This window comes from Falsibacillus pallidus (genome assembly GCF_003350505.1).
GTDB lineage: Bacteria > Bacillota > Bacilli > Bacillales > DSM-25281 > Falsibacillus > Falsibacillus pallidus.
Genome location: NZ_QQAY01000018.1, coordinates 39,326 through 57,674 on the forward strand (window position 1 = coordinate 39,326; position 18,349 = coordinate 57,674).

An 18,349-nucleotide genomic window follows, 5' to 3' on the forward strand; every position below is an offset into this window, starting at 1 on the left:
GTATAAATCCCCTCCTTTTTGTCGATGATGGAGACATCAATTGATTAGGAGGGGAAAACGTTGAGGACGGGAACGTTAAAGCAAATTCTCTTAATAACAGACGGATGTTCAAATCAAGGGGAAGACCCCATTGCAGTTGCTGCATTGGCAAAGGAACAAGGGATAACAGTGAATGTCATCGGTGTCATGGAAAATGACGTGATTGACCAAAATGGGATGCAGGAAATCGAGGATATTTCCATGTCGGGCGGCGGCATCAGCCAAGTAGTTTATGCCCAGGCATTATCACAGACAGTTCAGATGGTGACGCGTAAAGCGATGACACAAACACTGCAGGGAGTCGTCAATAAAGAATTGAAGCAAATCCTTGGACAATCAGCTTCCATCGAGGAGCTTCCTCCTGAAAAAAGAGGAGAAGTCATGGAAGTGGTAGATGAACTTGGGGAAAAGGCTGACCTCGAAGTGCTTATACTTGTTGACACGAGTGCAAGCATGAAGAATAAGCTTCCAACAGTGAAAGAAGCGCTGCTGGATCTATCCCTCAGCATGAATGCCCGTATGGGGGATAACAAATTTTCTGTTTTTGTATTTCCCGGGAAAAAGAATGATGTCGAAAAATTGCTGGATTGGACGCCAAGGCTAGAATCCTTGACTAGCATCTTTTCCAAATTATCTTCCGGGGGGATTACACCTACCGGCCCAGCCCTTCGTGAAGCATTGGGTCATTTCAAGAAAAAACGTTCATTAAGGAGCCTCATTTCGCGTGATGGACAATTTGAAGAGTCAGTATAATTTTTCTCCTGGCACAGTAGTTGAAGGGAAATGGCATAAAAACAGATATACACTGATCAAACAGCTGGGCTACGGCGCCAACGGCATTGTCTATTTAGCCAAATCAGCAATGGGGAATGCGGCACTGAAATTCAGCGATAACAATATATCCATAACATCAGAGGTGAATGTCCTCAAAGCATTTGCGAAGGTCCCAGGGTCTGCCCTCGGACCTTCTTTGTTAGATGTGGATGATTGGGAAGCAAGGAATCAGAAAATCCCCTTTTACACAATGGAATACATTGAGGGGCCGAACCTGCTTGACTTTGTTTCTCAAAAAGGGAGCACATGGCAGTCAGTTTTGATTCTTCAGCTGTTAAAGGATCTGGAAAGACTCCATCAGTCTGGATGGGTATTTGGAGATTTAAAACCGGAAAACCTGATTGTTACAGGTCCGCCTCCGAGGATCCGCTGCATAGATGTGGGAGGGACCACCATCCAAGGAAGAGCCATTAAGGAATTCACTGAATTCTTTGATCGCGGCTACTGGGGTGCAGGCTCCAGAAAAGCAGATCCCGCCTATGATCTGTTTGCAGCGGCAATGGTGATGGTCAATATGGCATATCCAAAACGTTTTCAAAAAACCGGAACGGGCATCCGCCACATTGAAGATATGATTAAAAGCAGCCAAATGCTGCGTCCGTTTCAAGAACCGCTCATGAAAGCGATTAAAGGACAATATGCGTCAGCTGGTGCAATGAGAGAAGGTATGCTCTTGGCCATCGATGACAATTCCCAAATGAGCATCCCTAAAAAGCAAACGGTCCCTGCCAAAAATCATTCTTCTATAAATAGCGCCAGGAAAAGTCCTTCTGCAGCGAGCCGCCACATGAAAAATCAAAAGAAAAAATCAAAGGGCGGATTTGCTGAAACGATTTTGATCATCATGATCGTCGGCGTCTTGTATTTTCTTTATATTTATGGGCAAATTTAGACATGTACCTTCATAATCGTAAAATATTGTGAACTTATAGGTTCTCTTTTGTTGTTTGTCTGCTGGAATGATAAACTAGTTGGAAATACACTTTGTGTACAAACTGGATAGGGACAGATGTTTATGCTTGCGTACGAGAGGAAAGTATCCGCCTTTATTGAAAGGCATGGTTTGGTTGAAAAAGGAGACAGGATTCTGGTTGCTGCATCAGGCGGTCCGGATTCTCTTTCCCTTCTTCATTTTCTATCCCGGAGGACATCGCTTTATGGAATAGGACTGGCCTGCATAACGGTTGACCATATGTTAAGGGGCAGGGAATCACATGAAGATATACTCTTTATGGAAAGGTTCTGCGCCACATTGGGGATACCTTGCGAGACTGCTTCCATTGACATCAAAGCGAAAATGGCCGACGAAGGAAAAGGAATGCAGGAAACGGCAAGATATTACCGCTATCTCTTCTTTGAAGAAACACTTCAGGAGAAGGGATACACGGCCATCGCGACGGGCCATCACGGGGACGATCAAGCCGAGACCATCCTTATGAGGCTCACAAGGGGTGCTGTGGGGAAAAGCAGGGCAGGAATCCCTGTTCAAAGGCCCTTCGGAAGCGGGAGGCTCATCAGGCCGCTCCTAAGCCTCAACAAAAATGAAATAGAAGAATACTGCCGGTTTTATGAATTGAAGCCTAGAAGAGACCCCAGCAATGAAAAGGATGATTACACCCGCAATCGATTCAGGCACCGGGTGCTGCCTGCCCTTCGCGAGGAAAATCCGAACTTCCATGAACAATTCCAGCGTTTTGGAGAAGAATTAAGGGAAGATGAGGTTTTTCTGCAGGAATTAACAAGGGAAGAAATGAATAAGTTATGGAATAAACATCATGATCAAATTTCATTTGAAATCACAAGGTTTCACCAAATGCCTTTGCCTTTACAAAGAAGAGGGATTCAACTAATATTAAACTATCTTTACGAGGAGCTTCCATCCTCGATTTCGGCTGTACATATCGATGCAGTCCAGCAGCTTTTGAAAAGCAGTTCCAATGTATCCGGACAGCTGGATTTTCCGCATCATCTTAAGGTGATACGATCTTATAACCATTGCTGTTTTACATTCAGGCCATCAGGCAGGACAGATCCATATGAATTTGAACTGCCGCTGCAAGGGGAAATTAATCTCCCAAATGCCTCATCCATTATAGCGGGGGATCTCAATTCTATGCCGCTGAAGAATGGGAACAGCTCCATCTGTCTCGACACATCCATGCTGAATCTGCCTTTGATCGTCCGTACACGGCGCGATGGAGACAGGATAGCGGCAAAAGGGCTGAACGGGACCAAGAAAGTGAAAGATATATTCATTGACAGCAAAATCCCTGTCCACATGAGGGAATCCTGGCCGATCGTCACAGACCAGTCAGGGGAGATCCTTTGGCTGCCGGGGATCAAAAAGTCAAAATATGATATTGAACAAGCAGCTGATAAACCGCTATTGATTTTACATTTTAATCCGCAAACATCTTCTAGGGGGACAATTAATTCATGAGAAATGAAATCGAGAAAGTTTTAATCACTGAAGAAGAAATTCAAGGCAAAATCCGGGAAATCGCTTCCCAGCTGACTGAAGAATACCAAGATCGCTTTCCGCTTGCCATCGGGGTTCTAAAAGGCGCAATGCCATTTATGTCAGATCTTTTAAAACGCATTGATACCCATTTGGAAATGGACTTCATGGATGTTTCAAGCTATGGGAACTCCATGGTATCCACAGGTGAAGTGAAAATTTTAAAGGATTTAAATACTAAAGTTGAGGGTAGAGATATCTTAATCATAGAAGATATCATCGACAGCGGCTTGACACTCAGCTATCTTGTGGAATTATTTAAATACCGCAAAGCGAAATCCATTAAAATCGTCACGCTTCTTGATAAGCCGACTGGACGCAAATCTGACATCCATGCAGATTATGTAGGTTTCATTGTCCCTGACGAATTCGTTGTCGGATATGGACTTGACTACGCGGAAAGATACCGTAATCTTCCTTATATCGGTATTTTGAAGCCTGAAGTGTATAACAAAGGCGAGTAAGTAAATCCTATAATGAAAATACTGTGGAAAAGCAAGGCAATCGAAGCGGTTTCACAATAATGCAAATTGTTGGAATACCATGATTTTCTATGATACTATTGATTGTAGTTTGTTTACCCGCGGGAGGAGGTAAGGGATGAACCGGATTTTTCGAAACACGATATTTTATTTGCTAGTATTTCTGGTGATTATTGGTGTGGTCAGCTACTTCAACAACAATAATACACCTACAAAGAATATATCCTATGGCGACTTCGTATCCCACCTTGAAAAAGGCGATGTCGAAAATGTCTCCATACAGCCTGAAAGAGGCGTTTATGAAGTAAGAGGACAATTAAAGGATTACAAAGAAGGCCAGCAGTTCCTTACATATGTAATGAACAGCCAGACACTTCTCGATCGGATTACTGAAGCATCAGCTAAATCCGACGTGAAAGTCCTTCCTGCTAAGGAGACGAGTGGATGGGTATCCTTCTTTACAACGATCATTCCTTTTGTCATCATCTTCATTCTGTTCTTCTTCTTGCTGAACCAGGCTCAGGGCGGCGGAAGCCGAGTGATGAACTTTGGGAAAAGCAAAGCAAGGCTTTACAGTGAAGAAAAGAAAAAAGTGCGATTCAAAGATGTTGCTGGTGCAGATGAGGAAAAGCAAGAGCTCGTTGAGGTCGTTGAGTTCCTTAAAGATCCACGCAAATTCTCTGAATTGGGGGCACGCATTCCTAAAGGCGTCCTTCTCGTAGGACCTCCGGGAACTGGTAAAACCCTTCTTGCAAGAGCTGTTGCTGGAGAAGCTGGAGTTCCATTCTTCTCAATCAGTGGTTCAGACTTTGTTGAAATGTTTGTAGGGGTCGGTGCATCCCGTGTACGTGACCTTTTTGAAAATGCTAAAAAGAACGCTCCTTGCATCATTTTCATTGATGAAATCGATGCGGTAGGACGCCAGCGTGGTGCAGGACTAGGCGGCGGACACGATGAACGTGAACAGACGCTGAATCAGCTCCTTGTGGAAATGGATGGTTTCGGTGCCAATGAAGGCATCATCATCATCGCTGCAACAAACAGACCTGATATTCTGGATCCAGCCCTTCTTCGTCCGGGACGTTTTGATAGACAAATCACTGTTGACCGTCCGGATGTTAAAGGACGTGAAGCGGTCCTTCATGTACATGCCCGAAACAAGCCGCTTTCAGATAAAGTGGACTTGAAGGCCATTGCTATGAGGACTCCTGGCTTCTCAGGTGCAGACCTTGAGAACCTATTGAATGAAGCTGCCCTCGTTGCAGCCCGTCAAGATAAGAAGAAAATTGATATGACGGATATCGACGAAGCGACAGACCGCGTCATTGCGGGTCCTGCGAAGAAGAGCAAGGTCATTTCTCAGAAAGAAAGAAAAATTGTTGCCTTCCATGAAGGTGGACACACTATTATCGGCGTCGTCCTGGATGAAGCCGAAATGGTGCATAAGGTAACGATCGTTCCTCGCGGCCAAGCGGGTGGATACGCAGTTATGCTTCCAAAAGAAGATCGCTACTTCATGACGAAGCCGGAGCTTCTTGATAAAATCACTGGATTGCTCGGAGGCCGTGTAGCTGAAGAGATTACATTCGGTGAAGTATCAACAGGAGCGCATAATGACTTCCAGCGTGCAACAGGCATTGCCCGCAGAATGGTCACTGAATTTGGTATGAGTGATAAACTTGGACCATTGCAGTTCGGCCAGGCTCAAGGAGGTCAAGTATTCCTTGGCAGAGATCTTCAGAATGACCAAAACTATTCTGATGCCATCGCATACGAAATTGATCTTGAGATCCAGCGCATCATCAAAGAGTGCTATGCACGCGCTAAGAAGATCCTTACGGAAAATAGAGATAAGCTTGAATTGGTAGCGAATACTCTATTGGAAGTGGAAACACTTGATGCACAGCAAATCAAACACTTGATTGACCACGGAACACTTCCTGACAGAAGCGAAGTTTCCTTGGATAAAGACGAAGTGAAGCGCATCGATAATGGCGATGTGAAAGTGAATATTCAAAAGAAGAAAGAAGACACTTTGAATGGCTCTAAACCGGGCGATCAAGTTGAAGGTCCACTTTCTTCAGATGAAAACGATCCTAATAGAGAATTATAATCGAAATGCCGCAGCCCAATAAGCTGCGGCATTTTTTTATATGTAAGCAGCCGTGCTGAACTCCAGTCTCTACGCCTCTAATCAAGCTGCTTCCGCTTTTCTATGTCTAGCTCCTCCGGCTAGAGGCTGGGAGGTTTCCCGAAGCGCGCTTACGATAAGTCAACATCGATTCGCTACCGCTCATCGTGTTTCCTTTATCTCGCTGCGCTTCAGTCCAACCTCGGCGCCTCTGAACAGCCGGATCCGCTTTTCATGATCCAGCTCCAGCGCCTAGCCCCTCGAGGTCATAAGCCGTACCTCTACGGAAATCAGGATTTCCTTCGAGTTCCGTCTTATGCGGGTCGGGGCAGACCAAGGCGCTTCCGCTTTTCATGATCCAGCTCCAGCAGCTAGAGGCTGGAAGACTTCGCTCAGCACACTTACGATAAGTCAACATCGATTCACTCCGTTCATCGTGTTTCCTTTATCTCGTGGTGCTGAACTCCAGTCTTTACGCCTCTAATCAAGCTGCTTCCGCTTTTCTCCCCCCGTATGGTATGATAGCTTTGTTAATGGAAGTGAATGAATTTTTAGTAGGTGAAAATGTTGATTTTTGTATTGGATGTAGGGAATACCAATATTGTGTTGGGTGTATATGACCAAGAAGAATTGAAATATCACTGGCGGGTGGAAACGAACCGCCATAAGACGGAAGATGAATATGGGATGGTCATCAAGACGCTGCTTGAGCATGTAGGTTTATCCTTTCAAGCATTCGACGGCATCATTATTTCTTCCGTGGTTCCGCCTATCATGTTCTCCCTCGAGAGAATGTGCCATAAATATTTTCAAATAAAGCCATTGATTGTAGGACCGGGAATAAAGACCGGTTTGAATATTAAATACGACAACCCTCGTGAAGTCGGTGCTGACCGCATCGTGAATGCAGTGGCCGGGATACATGAATATGGCAGCCCTCTTATCATTGTTGACTTCGGGACAGCCACAACCTATTGCTATATCAATGAAGATAAGCAGTACATGGGCGGCGCGATCGCTCCGGGGATCAGTATTTCAACAGAAGCACTGTATTCCAAGGCGGCGAAACTGCCAAGGATCGAGATTGCAAGGCCAGATGATATCATAGGGAAAAATACAGTTTCAGCCATGCAGTCAGGGATATTGTATGGATATGTAGGGCAAGTTGAAGGTATCGTCAACCGGATGAAAGCCCAAAGCAGCAAAGAGCCGACCGTCATTGCGACAGGTGGACTTGCTACTTTAATCGACAAAGAATCGAAAGTCATTGATGTCGTTGATCCATTCCTGACATTGAAAGGATTACGATTGATTTATAAACGCAACAAAGAATAAAACTAATAAGAAGGTGACTGAAGTGAGTGATTATTTAGTTAGAGCTTTAGCCTATAATGGACAAGTCCGTGCGTTCGGAGTACGTTCAACAGAATTAGTAGGGGAAGCGCAGAGACGCCATCAAACCTGGCCGACTGCATCTGCAGCGCTGGGCCGTGCTATGACTGCCGGCGTCATGATGGGCTCCATGCTCAAAGGTGAAGATAAATTGACTGTTAAAATCGAGGGCGGCGGTCCGATCGGTGCTATTCTCGTGGACAGCGATGCTAAAGGGAACGTACGCGGATATGTCAGCAACCCTCAAGTTCATTTCGATTTGAATGAACACGGTAAGTTGGATGTACGCCGTGCAGTGGGGACGGAAGGATTCATGACAGTCGTTAAAGATCTAGGGCTGAAAGACTTCTTCACTGGTCAGGTCCCGATTGTATCCGGGGAATTGGGAGAAGATTTCACGTATTATTTCGTTTCTTCTGAACAGATTCCTTCTTCAGTGGGAGTAGGAGTCCTTGTCAATCCGGACAATACCATTCTTGCTTCAGGCGGTTTCATTATTCAATTGATGCCGGGTGCTGAAGATGAGACGATTGATGAAATCGAAAATCGTTTGAAAACAATCGATCCCATTTCTAAACTCATTCAAAGAGGATTGACTCCTGAAGAAATCCTGGAAGAATTATTAGGCAAAGGAAATGTGAAGTTCCTTGATACGGTGCCGGTTCAATTTAAATGCCGCTGCTCCAAAGAGCGATTTGCTGATGCCATCGTCAGCCTGGGCAAAGAGGAAATTGAAGATATGATTCAAACAGATGGACAAGGTGAAGCTCAATGCCACTTCTGTAATGAAATCTATCATTTTTCCAAAGAGGAATTGGAAGCTCTACTAGAAGCAGCTAAGTAAACGATAAGGGGCGAAAGTTTTGGGTAAAAAACAGCTATGGTTTGCCATTGGGTTCCTCCTCATTACAAACATTGCCACACTTGTCTTTTTTATAGCCAAACAACATTCTTCTGTACCAGCCGCTATGGCAGAAAAGCAAGAGACGGTTGCTACAATCGGAGGTACTTCAATCAGCCGGGAAGATTGGCTGCACGAACTCGATCAAAGATACGGGAAAAGTGTCCTGAGAGATCTGATTGATGAAAAAGTCGTCAAACAGATGGCGGATAAATACGGAGTCAAAGCCCCTGAGAAGGAAATTGAACAAGAAGTCAAAATGTACAAAAGCGTACTCAATCCCATGGACCATGAAAACGTGTTGAATGAAGAGCAATTAAAGAGAGAGATTCAGACCAATTTGCTTCTGGAAGAATTGGTTACAAAGGATGTATCTGTTTCCGAAGATGATATGAAGCGATACTATGAACGAAATAAAGACCTTTATGATCTCCCGGATGCCTATAGGATCTCCATGATTGTTTCTCCGACTAAGGAAGAGGCGGAGAAAACCGAGCAGGAACTAAAGGACGGTTCCCATTTTGATGTATTGGCCATGGAGCGATCAATTGATGCGGAGTCCGCTCCACAAGGCGGGGATATCGGATATATCTCGGAGCAATCAGAAGAATACCCCGCGCAATTTTTAGAAACGGCCAAGACCCTTAAAGAAAATGAATGGAGCAAACCAATTCCTTATAATAAAAAGGGCTACGCCATTCTTTTGCTAAAGGAAAAAGTACCGGGTACAACCTACGAATACCATGATGTGAAGGATCAAATCCGCAGGCAGATTGCCTTGGAGCACATTGAAAACCCGATGAATCCGGAAAATTTCTGGAAAGAAGCAAAAGTGAAATGGTTTTACGGTGCCCCGGATGAGCATACTAACTAAACGGCTAAGCGATTAGCCGTTTTTATAATGCTTAAAATATTTACGCCTACATACAATAGACTGAAGGTAGAAGCATATTCATTGACAGTGCTGCAAACGATTTGGTAAATTTTATTAAAACCAATAAAAATACTCGGTATTAGGAGTGAGGACAATGGCACGAATTGCAAATTCTATTACAGACCTAATCGGTCAAACCCCCATTGTGAAACTGAACAGGCTGGCCGATGAAAATTCAGCGGATGTATATTTGAAATTGGAGTATATGAACCCAGGGAGCAGCGTAAAAGATCGTATTGCTCTTGCCATGATTGAGGCGGCAGAAAAAGCCGGCAAATTAAATCCTGGCGATACAATCGTTGAGCCTACGAGCGGCAATACAGGGATCGGGCTTGCGATGGTAGCTGCTGCAAAAGGATATAAAGCAGTATTGGTCATGCCGGAAACAATGAGCATGGAGCGCAGGAACCTCCTCCGGGCATATGGTGCGGAGCTTGAATTGACTCCTGGTCCAGAGGGAATGAAAGGTGCTATTGCCAAGGCGGAAGAGCTTGTGAAAGAAAAAGGCTTCTTCATGCCGCAGCAATTCCAGAATGAAGCGAATCCTGAAGTCCATCAAAAAACAACCGGAAAAGAAATCGTTGAACAGATGGGCGGTCAATTAGATGCGTTTGTAGCAGGCATCGGTACAGGCGGAACGATCACAGGTGCGGGAAAAGTATTGAAGGAAGCATATCCAAATGTCCGCATCTACGCAATCGAACCGGAAGATTCTCCAATCCTTTCAGGCGGGAAGCCAGGCCCTCATAAAATTCAAGGCCTTGGTGCTGGATTTGTTCCGGATATCCTTAATACAGACATTTACGACGAAGTCATCAAAGTAGGAACGGAAAATTCTTTTGAATATGCGCGCCGTGCAGCAAAAGAAGAAGGAATTTTAGGCGGCATTTCCTCGGGTGCTGCTATCTACGCAGCGTTGGAAGTAGCGAAAAAGCTTGGAAAAGGCAAAAAAGTGCTGGCGGTCATCCCAAGTAATGGGGAGCGCTACCTGAGCACGCCGCTGTATCAATTTGATGAGGAATAACGAGAGATGCTAAAAGGGCAGGTCATTGTGATCTGCCTTTTTTTTATACCTCTTAATTTTTATGTATCAGGAACCCTTTCATCCTGTATGATGTAGTCATAGACAATGAGAAGGAGCGTGCCCCACAGATGAAGGACAAGCTTTATTATGAAAAAGTGCCGTGCAGCAAAGAGCTTTTTTTTCAAGGATTCTCTACGTTTTCTAAAGACTGCCCAACCCATGTTCTCCTTGAGAGCGGCAGAGGTGGGAGATATAGTTTTGCCGGACTTCATCCTTTTGCAAAGCTGATTGCGAAAAATAATGGATTAGAAATATTGGAAGGCGGTGCTGCCGCATTTCTTCCTGGAGACCCATTAGAACTCCTGGATGACTGGATGAAAGCTCGCCAAATGCCAAAAGAAGAGGGAGTACCCGATTTTCAAGGCGGTGTCATTGGTTATATCAGCTATGATTATGTCCGTTATATAGAGGATATTGGCGAAAATGCTGTAGATGATCTGGGTATGCCGGACATTTATTTTCTTGCCTTTGATGAATGGGCTGTATTCGACCATCAAGAAAATGAGTTATGGGTAATGGAGCTTAGAGAAGAAGGGAACTCACCCGAATTAAAAGCAGAGCTCGAACGATGGCTCTCCTGCGGCAGTCCTGAAGGTGAGGCTTCTTCGAGTATCGGCTCCGACGGCATGCGAACAGATGACCGATCTGTTTCGATGGACGAAAATCAATTTAAATATGCAGTAGATTCCATTCGCGAATACATTGCGAGCGGCGACGTATTTCAAGTGAATCTGTCTGTCAGGCAGTCAATCGAATTAAACTTGCATCCGTTTGAGGTTTACAGCTCCTTGAGGCAGTTGAATCCTTCGCCATATATGTCCTATATCCATACGCCTGAATTTGACATTGTTTCCGCTTCCCCTGAATTGCTGGTGAAAAAATCTGGTCTGGATGTCTCGACAAGACCTATAGCAGGTACACGCTCAAGGGGCAAGGATGAGGAAGAGGATATAAGGCTTGCTTCGGAGCTCATTGAAAATGAGAAAGAACGGGCTGAACATGTCATGCTTGTCGACTTGGAGCGGAATGATCTGGGGAAAGTATGCGACTACGGATCTGTCCATGTGGATGAGTTCATGGTAATAGAGAAATACTCGCATGTCATGCACATCGTTTCCAATGTGAGGGGGAAAATGAATGAGGATTATAATGGCACTGACTTAATAAAAGCAGTGTTTCCCGGGGGAACGATTACAGGGGCGCCGAAAATCAGAACCATGGAAATCATTGAAGAACTTGAACCAGTCAAAAGGGGCCTTTACACCGGATCGATTGGATGGATCGGATTTAATACTGACATGGAGCTTAACATCGTCATCAGGACCATGCTGGTGAAGGATGGACAGGCACATATCCAGGCTGGAGCGGGAATTGTCATTGACTCCAACCCCAAGTATGAATATAAGGAATCTCTTAAAAAAGCAGCAGCCTTATGGAGGGCAATCGAAGCGGCAGGTGAATTAAAATGATCCTCATGATTGATAACTACGACTCATTTACCTTTAACCTTGTTCAATATATCGGTGAACTCGGAGAACAGATTATTGTCAGAAGAAATGATAAAATAACAATTGAAGAAATAGAAAAACTGGCTCCCAGCTATCTTATGATCTCACCGGGGCCATGCAGTCCGGATGAGGCAGGGATCAGCATGGAGGCCATTCAATATTTTGCCGGGAAAATACCGATCTTTGGCGTCTGCTTAGGACATCAATCCATTGCCCAGGTTTTTGGAGGGAAGGTCATTCGAGCCAAACGCCTGATGCACGGAAAGACATCTGAAATCCACCATGATGGAAAAACGGTCTATGAATCACTGAAGAATCCTTTTTCTGCAACAAGATATCATTCCTTGATTGTGGAGAAAGAAACATTGCCTGATTGCCTCGAGATCACATCATGGACTGATGAAGGGGAGATCATGGGCATACGTCATAAGGAATTCCCAATAGAAGGGGTGCAGTTCCATCCTGAATCGATCATGACGGAGGAAGGCAAGACGCTTCTCCGTAATTTCTTTGCTTCATATAAAAAAGAATCTATTAACGTATAAGGAAGGCATACTGATGTACGCATCCCATAATGGAAAAATCGTTAAAAAAGATGAATTGAGAATTTCCCCTTTTGACCACGGGTTCATGTATGGTCTGGGTGTTTTCGAAACATTTCGTACGTATGATGGCCATCCTTTCCTTTTGGACGACCATCTCCATCGGCTGGAAAACGGGCTGAAAGCGTTGAATATTGAGTGGCCGGTGCGTAAGGAAGCCGTTCTGAGGGAAATAAAAAATCTCTCTGATGCCAATGGACTTTCCGATTCCTATATCCGATTCAATGTTTCTGCCGGCATCGGGGACATTGGACTCCAGACAGAGCCATATTCCAGACCGGAGATCATTATCTTTCAAAAGGAACTGCCAACAGGCCGGCCATTGAATGAAAAAGAGGGGAAAGTTCTCAAACTGCGCCGGAATACTCCTGAAACCGACGAGAGGTTGAAGTCCCATCATTACTTCAATAATGTGGCTGCTAAGCGGGAGCTTGGGCCGGACAGGAACCTCGAAGGGATCTTTTTGACAAAGGAAGGCTGGCTGGCAGAAGGGATCACAAGCAATTTATTCTGGGTGAAAGATGCCAGACTTTTCACACCGTTCCTTGAAACAGGCATCTTAAATGGCGTTACCCGAGAATTTATTTTGACCCTTGCCTCCAAGCTGGGCATAGAAGCGGAAGAAGGTTTGTTTGGCTGCGAAGAACTCCTTCATGCAGATGAAGTGTTTTTCACCAATTCGATTCAGGAAATCATTCCTGCCTACAAAGTGGACGGCCATCCTTTCCCGGGCAAGGACGGACAAGTTGTCAAGCAGCTGTATGACCGGTATAAGATTCTTTCAGCTTCATTGTGGAGCAGGGCAGACCTTTTGAAATAGGAGGACATCGATGAAAAAGCAAATCATGAAGTGTGGACCATACACATTGGACTTTTCCAAAAAGACATACATTATGGGCATCTTGAATGTCACGCCGGATTCATTCTCAGATGGGGGCAAGTATAGTGCAATTGAAAAAGCAGTTGCCCACGCAAAGGAGATGGCTGAAGCCGGAGCTGATATGATCGATATTGGCGGGGAATCCACCAGACCCGGACATGAATATGTTCCAGAGGACTCGGAGATTGAAAGGGTCGTACCTGTCATCAAGGCGATAGCCAAAGAAGTGGAGCTTCCCATCTCCATTGATACGTATAAAGCAAAAACGGCGAAAATGGCGATTGAAGCAGGGGCCCATATCATTAACGACGTCTGGGGCGGAAAAAAAGAGCCGGAAATCCTCCGTGTGGGTGCTGAATACGATGTACCCGTCATCTTGATGCATAATCGGGATGACCGGAACTACTCGTCCTTTTTCCGTGATGTCCAATACGATCTTTTCGAAAGCATCGCTATGGCAAAAAGAGCGGGAATCAAAGATGATCAAATTATTTTGGACCCGGGAATCGGATTTGCCAAAGATCTGAATGAAAACCTTCAAATGATGCGTGATTTGGATAAGCTGTGCGAGATGGGGTACCCCGTACTGCTGGGAACATCCCGCAAGTCGATGATCGGGCAGGTGCTGGATCTTCCGGTTGAAGAGCGGCTGGAAGGTACGGCTGCCACTGTCTGCTTCGGCATTCAAAAAGGCTGCGATATTGTAAGGGTTCATGATGTAAAAGAAATCAGCAGAACGGCAGCTATGATGGATGCCATGCTGGGAAAGGGTGAATTCAAAGCTAATGGATAAAATACATGTTCATGATATGGAGTTTTATGGCTACCACGGTGTCTTTCCGGAAGAAACGAAGTTAGGACAGCGGTTCAGGGTCGACCTCACTGTTGAACTTGACCTGAAAAAGGCCGGGGAAACAGACGATCTTGAGGAAAGTGTCAATTATGCAGATCTCTACAATACGTGCAAAGAGATTGTAGAAGGGGATCCGTGTAAACTGGTGGAAACCGTAGCGGAAAAAATCGCAGGAAAAATCCTGGGCAACTTCCCGAAAATCCAAACAGTGGCCTTGAAAGTCATTAAGCCGGATCCACCCATTCCCGGCCATTATAAATCGGTTGCTGTAGAAATCGTAAGAGGAAGATGATATGACCAATCAAGCATATTTATCATTGGGATCCAACATTGGCGACAGGGAAGCCTACCTGCAGAAAGCCGTTCACTCTTTGCACGAACATCCGCAGATCCGTGTTGAAAAAATTTCGTCCATTTATGAAACAGACCCTGTGGGCTACACGGATCAAGGAAATTTTTTGAATATGGCCATTCAAGTAGAAACCTCCCTGACAGCAGAACAATTATTGTCGGAATGCTTAGAGACAGAATTAGAACTTGGGAGAAAAAGGGATATCAAGTGGGGGCCCCGTACAATAGACCTTGACATTTTATTGTTTAATAACGAAAATATTGAAACAGAGAAACTTATTATCCCTCACCCCCGCATGGCTGAGCGGGCATTTGTATTGATCCCTTTACTGGAAATCAATCCAAAGCTTGAGTCTTTGCGGAATGGTGCCCCGTTCACTCAAGTTCTGAACGAAATACCTGATAAAGAAGGAGTTCGGTTATGGAAGCAGACAAATGGGGAAGACGTATTCGGGCTTTTAGAAAACTAAAAGGATACACACAGGAAGGGCTGGCAAAAGACCTTGGCGTTTCTGTATCTTTATTAGGAGAAATAGAAAGAGGCAATCGGCAGCCTTCAGAAGAACTGCTTCTGGGAGTGGCTAAAATCCTTGGTATAACGGTAGAGGAGTTGACTCCTCCTCAAGATATGCAAGATTAATATAGGAAGGAGGTGCTCTTCCGTGCTGAAAATTGGAGACATCGAAATGAAGAACCAAGTCGTCCTTGCACCGATGGCAGGCATCTGCAACTCTGCATTCCGTCTGACTGTTAAAGAATTCGGTGCCGGCTTGGTCTGTGCAGAGATGATCAGCGATAAAGGAATTGTTTTGCAAAATGCCAAAACGTTGAACATGCTGTACATTGATGAGCGTGAAAAACCGCTGAGCCTGCAAATTTTTGGCGGGGAAAAAGAAACGCTTGTAGAAGCGGCGAAGTTTGTCGATAAAAATACAACAGCAGACATCATCGATATCAATATGGGATGTCCAGTTCCGAAAATCACAAAATGTGATGCAGGAGCCAAGTGGCTTCTCGACCCTGACAAAATCTATGAAATGGTAGCTTCAGTTGTTGACGCCGTCGACAAACCTGTCACAGTGAAAATGCGTACAGGTTGGGATGAAGACCATATCTATGCAATACAAAACGCTCAGGCTGTAGAAAGAGCGGGCGGAAAAGCCGTTTCCCTTCATGGCCGTACACGTGTGCAATTGTATGAAGGAAACGCGGATTGGGACATCATCAAAGAAGTAAAGAAAAACATCAGCATTCCTTTGATTGGAAACGGAGATGTCCAAACACCCCAGGATGCAAAACGCATGCTTGAAGAAACGGGTGTCGATGGTGTCATGATCGGCCGCGCAGCACTTGGCGACCCATGGATGATCTATCGTACGGTCAATTACCTGGAGACAGGGGAATTGGTGGATGAACCATCAGTACGCGAGAAAATCAATGTATGCATTCTTCACCTCGACCGTTTGATTGCGTTGAAAAGTGAACACATCGCAGTGAGAGAAATGAGAAAACATGCGGCATGGTATTTGAAAGGCATCAAGGGACATGCAAAAGTCCGCAATGCCATCAACGAATGCGAAAGCCGTGATGCCTATGTTTCTCTGCTGATGAACCTGGTTGAAGAACAAGAAGCAAAAAGCATGCAGGTTGTTTAATGAAACCTCTTGAAAAAGGGGCTGACTCAAATCAAAGGCCGACCTCATCCGGAGCGGAAAGAGCGGTTCTTGGAGTCGCCCCTTTTTACATATATCCTTTTTTTGATACGAAAAGGATGTCTGAACGTAGGAGATTGTGTACAATAATAGAGTATAAAATAGAAAAACGGTCTTTGGCCTTTACTAAATATAGTAGGAGTGAATAAAGCAATGAGCGAAGAATTAAACGACCAGTTGAAAGTGCGCCTCGAGAAAATGGACTCCATGCGTGAAAAAGGAATGGATCCATTCGGGAAACGTTTCGAACGTACGCACACATCTGAAGAAATCAAAGCAGAATATGATTCTTTAACAAAAGAAGAATTAGAAGGCAAAGAGATAGAAGTAACCATCGCGGGCCGCGTGATGACAAAACGCGGGAAAGGGAAAGCCGGCTTTGCCCATCTCCAGGACCTGCAAGGCCAAATCCAAATCTACGTACGTAAAGATGCCATCGGCGAAGAAGCATACGAGATTTTTAATACAGTAGATTTAGGGGACCTTATCGGAATCACTGGTACGGTATTCAAAACACAAGTAGGGGAACTTTCTGTCAAAGCTAAAGAGTTTACTTTCTTAACGAAAGCCCTGCGTCCGCTTCCTGATAAGTTCCATGGCCTGAAAGATGTTGAACAGCGCTACCGTCAGCGCTACTTGGACCTAATCACTAGCGATGAGAGCAAGAAAACATTTATCGCACGCAGCTTGATCATTCAATCTATGCGCAGATACTTGGACAACCACGGATACCTTGAAGTGGAAACACCAATGATGCATGCAATCGCTGGAGGAGCATCTGCTCGTCCATTCACAACCCACCATAATGCTTTGGACATGCCTTTATTCATGCGTATCGCAATTGAACTTCACCTGAAGCGCCTGATTGTCGGCGGTTTAGAAAAGGTTTATGAAATCGGCCGTGTATTCCGCAACGAAGGAGTATCCACTCGCCACAACCCTGAGTTTACGATGATCGAACTATATGAAGCGTATGCGGACTATAAAGATATCATGAAGCTCACTGAAAACCTTGTTGCTCACATTGCGAAAGAAGTGCTTGGCACAACAACTGTCCAATATGGAGACTACGAAGTGAACCTTGAGCCTGAATGGCGCAGACTTCACATGGTTGACGCTATCAAAGAATACGTCGGCGTTGATATGTGGAAAGAAATGTCCGATGATGAAGCGCGTGCTTTAGCAAAAGAACACGGCATCGAAATCAAGGACACTATGACATATGGCCATATCGTCAATGAATTCTTTGAGCAAAAAGTAGAAGAAAAACTGATCCAGCCAACATTCATTTACGGACACCCAGTGGAAATTTCCCCATTGGCGAAGAAAAATGAAGAGGATTCTCGTTTCACTGACCGCTTCGAATTGTTCATCGTAGCTAGAGAGCATGCCAATGCCTTCACAGAGCTTAACGATCCAATCGATCAGCGTCAGCGCTTCGAGGCACAATTAAAAGAGCGTGAGCAAGGAAATGACGAAGCTCACATGATGGATGATGACTTCATTGAAGCTCTTGAATATGGTATGCCGCCTACAGGTGGACTAGGGATCGGCATCGACCGTCTTGTCATGCTGTTGACAAACTCCCCATCCATCCGCGATGTGCTGCTATTCCCGCTTATGAGGCACCGCGACTAATTGTCTTAACTATTCGACCTCTCCCATCTCCAGATTTCTTTGGAGATGGGAGAGGTTTTTATTATGAAAATGATAATAATAGAGGAGTAAGGAATATGAAATATTACAACGTTGTTATTTGAGAATAATATTTTCGTAAAAAAGTTTTTAAAAAGGTATTGCGCGGCCTGTTGAAAGGTGATATATTATTATTCGTTGCCGCAATTCAAACGGCTTCGACAAACGAAACAAAAAAAGAAATTGAAAAAAGTTGTTGACACAAATGACTCAGAAATGATATGATGTTCTAGTCGCCAAAAACGACAACGAAGCAAATTGATCTTTGAAAACTGAACAAAACAAAACGTCAACGTTAATCTGTTTTTTAAAAAATCGAGCTAATCAAGCTTGAAACTTTGTGGCTTTGAGCCAACAATTTTTCGGAGAGTTTGATCCTGGCTCAGGACGAACGCTGGCGGCGTGCCTAATACATGCAAGTCGAGCGGATTGA

Annotated in this window: 19 protein-coding genes and 1 rRNA gene; 19 read left to right on the top strand and 1 reads right to left on the bottom strand. The window is 44.7% G+C overall.

The genetic code is table 11. The features are described from left to right. The first annotated feature begins 60 nt into the window (after positions 1–60). From DFR59_RS17605 to ftsH, 5 genes are all read left to right on the top strand, one after another. Positions 61–792 (top strand): VWA domain-containing protein, encoded by a 732-nt coding sequence (locus DFR59_RS17605; protein WP_114746979.1) that lies wholly within the window; start codon positions 61–63, stop codon positions 790–792. Further along, positions 767–1,765: a protein kinase domain-containing protein gene (locus tag DFR59_RS17610; protein ID WP_114746980.1), complete on the top strand. Its 999-nt coding sequence runs from the start codon at positions 767–769 to the stop codon at positions 1,763–1,765. The genes DFR59_RS17605 and DFR59_RS17610 overlap by 26 nt, the downstream gene beginning before the upstream one ends. Positions 1,766–1,882: 117 nt before the next feature. Next, positions 1,883–3,313, top strand: coding sequence for a tRNA lysidine(34) synthetase TilS (gene tilS, locus DFR59_RS17615; RefSeq protein ID WP_245948525.1), 1,431 nt, complete (start codon positions 1,883–1,885; stop codon positions 3,311–3,313). Continuing rightward, positions 3,310–3,855 (top strand): hypoxanthine phosphoribosyltransferase, encoded by a 546-nt coding sequence (hpt, locus tag DFR59_RS17620; RefSeq protein ID WP_114746982.1) that lies wholly within the window; start codon positions 3,310–3,312, stop codon positions 3,853–3,855. The genes tilS and hpt overlap by 4 nt, the downstream gene beginning before the upstream one ends. A 136-nt stretch (positions 3,856–3,991) precedes the next feature. Next, positions 3,992–5,986: an ATP-dependent zinc metalloprotease FtsH gene (gene ftsH / locus DFR59_RS17625; protein ID WP_114746983.1), complete on the top strand. Its 1,995-nt coding sequence runs from the start codon at positions 3,992–3,994 to the stop codon at positions 5,984–5,986. Positions 5,987–6,236: 250 nt separating this feature from the next. On the opposite strand, the gene DFR59_RS20545 is transcribed toward ftsH, so the two are convergent. Then, complete coding sequence (locus tag DFR59_RS20545; RefSeq protein ID WP_281269374.1) at positions 6,237–6,359, bottom strand: hypothetical protein; 123 nt, start codon at positions 6,357–6,359, stop codon at positions 6,237–6,239. 212 nt (positions 6,360–6,571) lie between these two features. Between DFR59_RS20545 and DFR59_RS17630 the strand changes: the two genes are divergently transcribed. From DFR59_RS17630 to DFR59_RS17695, 14 genes are all read left to right on the top strand, one after another. Then, complete coding sequence (locus DFR59_RS17630) at positions 6,572–7,339, top strand: type III pantothenate kinase (RefSeq protein ID WP_211318572.1); 768 nt, start codon at positions 6,572–6,574, stop codon at positions 7,337–7,339. Between the two features lie 22 nt (positions 7,340–7,361). Continuing rightward, complete coding sequence (gene hslO, locus DFR59_RS17635; protein ID WP_114746985.1) at positions 7,362–8,240, top strand: Hsp33 family molecular chaperone HslO; 879 nt, start codon at positions 7,362–7,364, stop codon at positions 8,238–8,240. A gap of 19 nt (positions 8,241–8,259) precedes the next feature. After that, complete coding sequence (locus DFR59_RS17640) at positions 8,260–9,171, top strand: peptidyl-prolyl cis-trans isomerase (protein WP_114746986.1); 912 nt, start codon at positions 8,260–8,262, stop codon at positions 9,169–9,171. Between the two features lie 154 nt (positions 9,172–9,325). Further along, on the top strand, positions 9,326–10,255 hold the full coding sequence (gene cysK / locus DFR59_RS17645; RefSeq protein ID WP_114746987.1) for a cysteine synthase A: 930 nt from the start codon (positions 9,326–9,328) through the stop codon (positions 10,253–10,255). A gap of 128 nt (positions 10,256–10,383) precedes the next feature. Continuing rightward, positions 10,384–11,784, top strand: a complete 1,401-nt coding sequence (locus DFR59_RS17650; protein WP_114746988.1) for an anthranilate synthase component I family protein — start codon at positions 10,384–10,386, stop codon at positions 11,782–11,784. Next, positions 11,781–12,368 (top strand): aminodeoxychorismate/anthranilate synthase component II, encoded by a 588-nt coding sequence (pabA, locus tag DFR59_RS17655; RefSeq protein ID WP_114746989.1) that lies wholly within the window; start codon positions 11,781–11,783, stop codon positions 12,366–12,368. The genes DFR59_RS17650 and pabA overlap by 4 nt, the downstream gene beginning before the upstream one ends. A 7-nt stretch (positions 12,369–12,375) precedes the next feature. Beyond that, on the top strand, positions 12,376–13,245 hold the full coding sequence (gene pabC / locus DFR59_RS17660) for an aminodeoxychorismate lyase (RefSeq protein ID WP_114747001.1): 870 nt from the start codon (positions 12,376–12,378) through the stop codon (positions 13,243–13,245). Positions 13,246–13,255: 10 nt separating this feature from the next. Continuing rightward, complete coding sequence (gene folP, locus DFR59_RS17665) at positions 13,256–14,098, top strand: dihydropteroate synthase (protein WP_114746990.1); 843 nt, start codon at positions 13,256–13,258, stop codon at positions 14,096–14,098. After that, a complete protein-coding gene (gene folB, locus DFR59_RS17670; protein ID WP_114746991.1) occupies positions 14,091–14,450 on the top strand; it encodes a dihydroneopterin aldolase in 360 nt (119 codons plus the stop codon). Before folP ends, folB begins: the two co-directional genes overlap by 8 nt. 1 nt (position 14,451) lies before the next feature. Continuing rightward, positions 14,452–14,979 carry a 2-amino-4-hydroxy-6-hydroxymethyldihydropteridine diphosphokinase gene (gene folK, locus DFR59_RS17675; RefSeq protein ID WP_114746992.1) on the top strand — a complete coding sequence of 176 codons (528 nt, stop codon included), beginning with the start codon at positions 14,452–14,454 and terminating at the stop codon, positions 14,977–14,979. Continuing rightward, the gene (locus DFR59_RS17680; RefSeq protein WP_114746993.1) at positions 14,931–15,149 is read left to right on the top strand and encodes a helix-turn-helix domain-containing protein; all 219 of its coding nucleotides are present in this window, start codon (positions 14,931–14,933) and stop codon (positions 15,147–15,149) included. Before folK ends, DFR59_RS17680 begins: the two co-directional genes overlap by 49 nt. 22 nt (positions 15,150–15,171) lie before the next feature. Continuing rightward, complete coding sequence (dusB, locus tag DFR59_RS17685; protein WP_114746994.1) at positions 15,172–16,164, top strand: tRNA dihydrouridine synthase DusB; 993 nt, start codon at positions 15,172–15,174, stop codon at positions 16,162–16,164. A gap of 210 nt (positions 16,165–16,374) precedes the next feature. Then, positions 16,375–17,859 (top strand): lysine--tRNA ligase, encoded by a 1,485-nt coding sequence (gene lysS / locus DFR59_RS17690; RefSeq protein WP_114746995.1) that lies wholly within the window; start codon positions 16,375–16,377, stop codon positions 17,857–17,859. A 416-nt stretch (positions 17,860–18,275) separates the two neighbouring features. Continuing rightward, positions 18,276–18,349: ribosomal RNA gene (locus DFR59_RS17695) — 16S ribosomal RNA — on the top strand; the annotation flags it as partial.

Excerpts from the sequence above, each read along its gene's own strand:
- DFR59_RS17610 (WP_114746980.1), top strand. The coding sequence starts at position 767 with ATGGACAATTTGAAGAGTCAGTATAATTTTTCTCCTGGCACAGTAGTT.
- tilS (WP_245948525.1), top strand. The coding sequence starts at position 1,883 with ATGTTTATGCTTGCGTACGAGAGGAAAGTATCCGCCTTTATTGAAAGG.
- hpt (WP_114746982.1), top strand. The coding sequence starts at position 3,310 with ATGAGAAATGAAATCGAGAAAGTTTTAATCACTGAAGAAGAAATTCAA.
- ftsH (WP_114746983.1), top strand. The coding sequence starts at position 3,992 with ATGAACCGGATTTTTCGAAACACGATATTTTATTTGCTAGTATTTCTG.
- DFR59_RS20545 (WP_281269374.1), bottom strand. The coding sequence starts at position 6,359 with ATGAAAAGCGGAAGCGCCTTGGTCTGCCCCGACCCGCATAAGACGGAA.
- cysK (WP_114746987.1), top strand. The coding sequence starts at position 9,326 with ATGGCACGAATTGCAAATTCTATTACAGACCTAATCGGTCAAACCCCC.
- DFR59_RS17650 (WP_114746988.1), top strand. The coding sequence starts at position 10,384 with ATGAAGGACAAGCTTTATTATGAAAAAGTGCCGTGCAGCAAAGAGCTT.
- pabA (WP_114746989.1), top strand. The coding sequence starts at position 11,781 with ATGATCCTCATGATTGATAACTACGACTCATTTACCTTTAACCTTGTT.
- folP (WP_114746990.1), top strand. The coding sequence starts at position 13,256 with ATGAAAAAGCAAATCATGAAGTGTGGACCATACACATTGGACTTTTCC.
- folB (WP_114746991.1), top strand. The coding sequence starts at position 14,091 with ATGGATAAAATACATGTTCATGATATGGAGTTTTATGGCTACCACGGT.
- folK (WP_114746992.1), top strand. The coding sequence starts at position 14,452 with ATGACCAATCAAGCATATTTATCATTGGGATCCAACATTGGCGACAGG.
- DFR59_RS17680 (WP_114746993.1), top strand. The coding sequence starts at position 14,931 with ATGGAAGCAGACAAATGGGGAAGACGTATTCGGGCTTTTAGAAAACTA.
- lysS (WP_114746995.1), top strand. The coding sequence starts at position 16,375 with ATGAGCGAAGAATTAAACGACCAGTTGAAAGTGCGCCTCGAGAAAATG.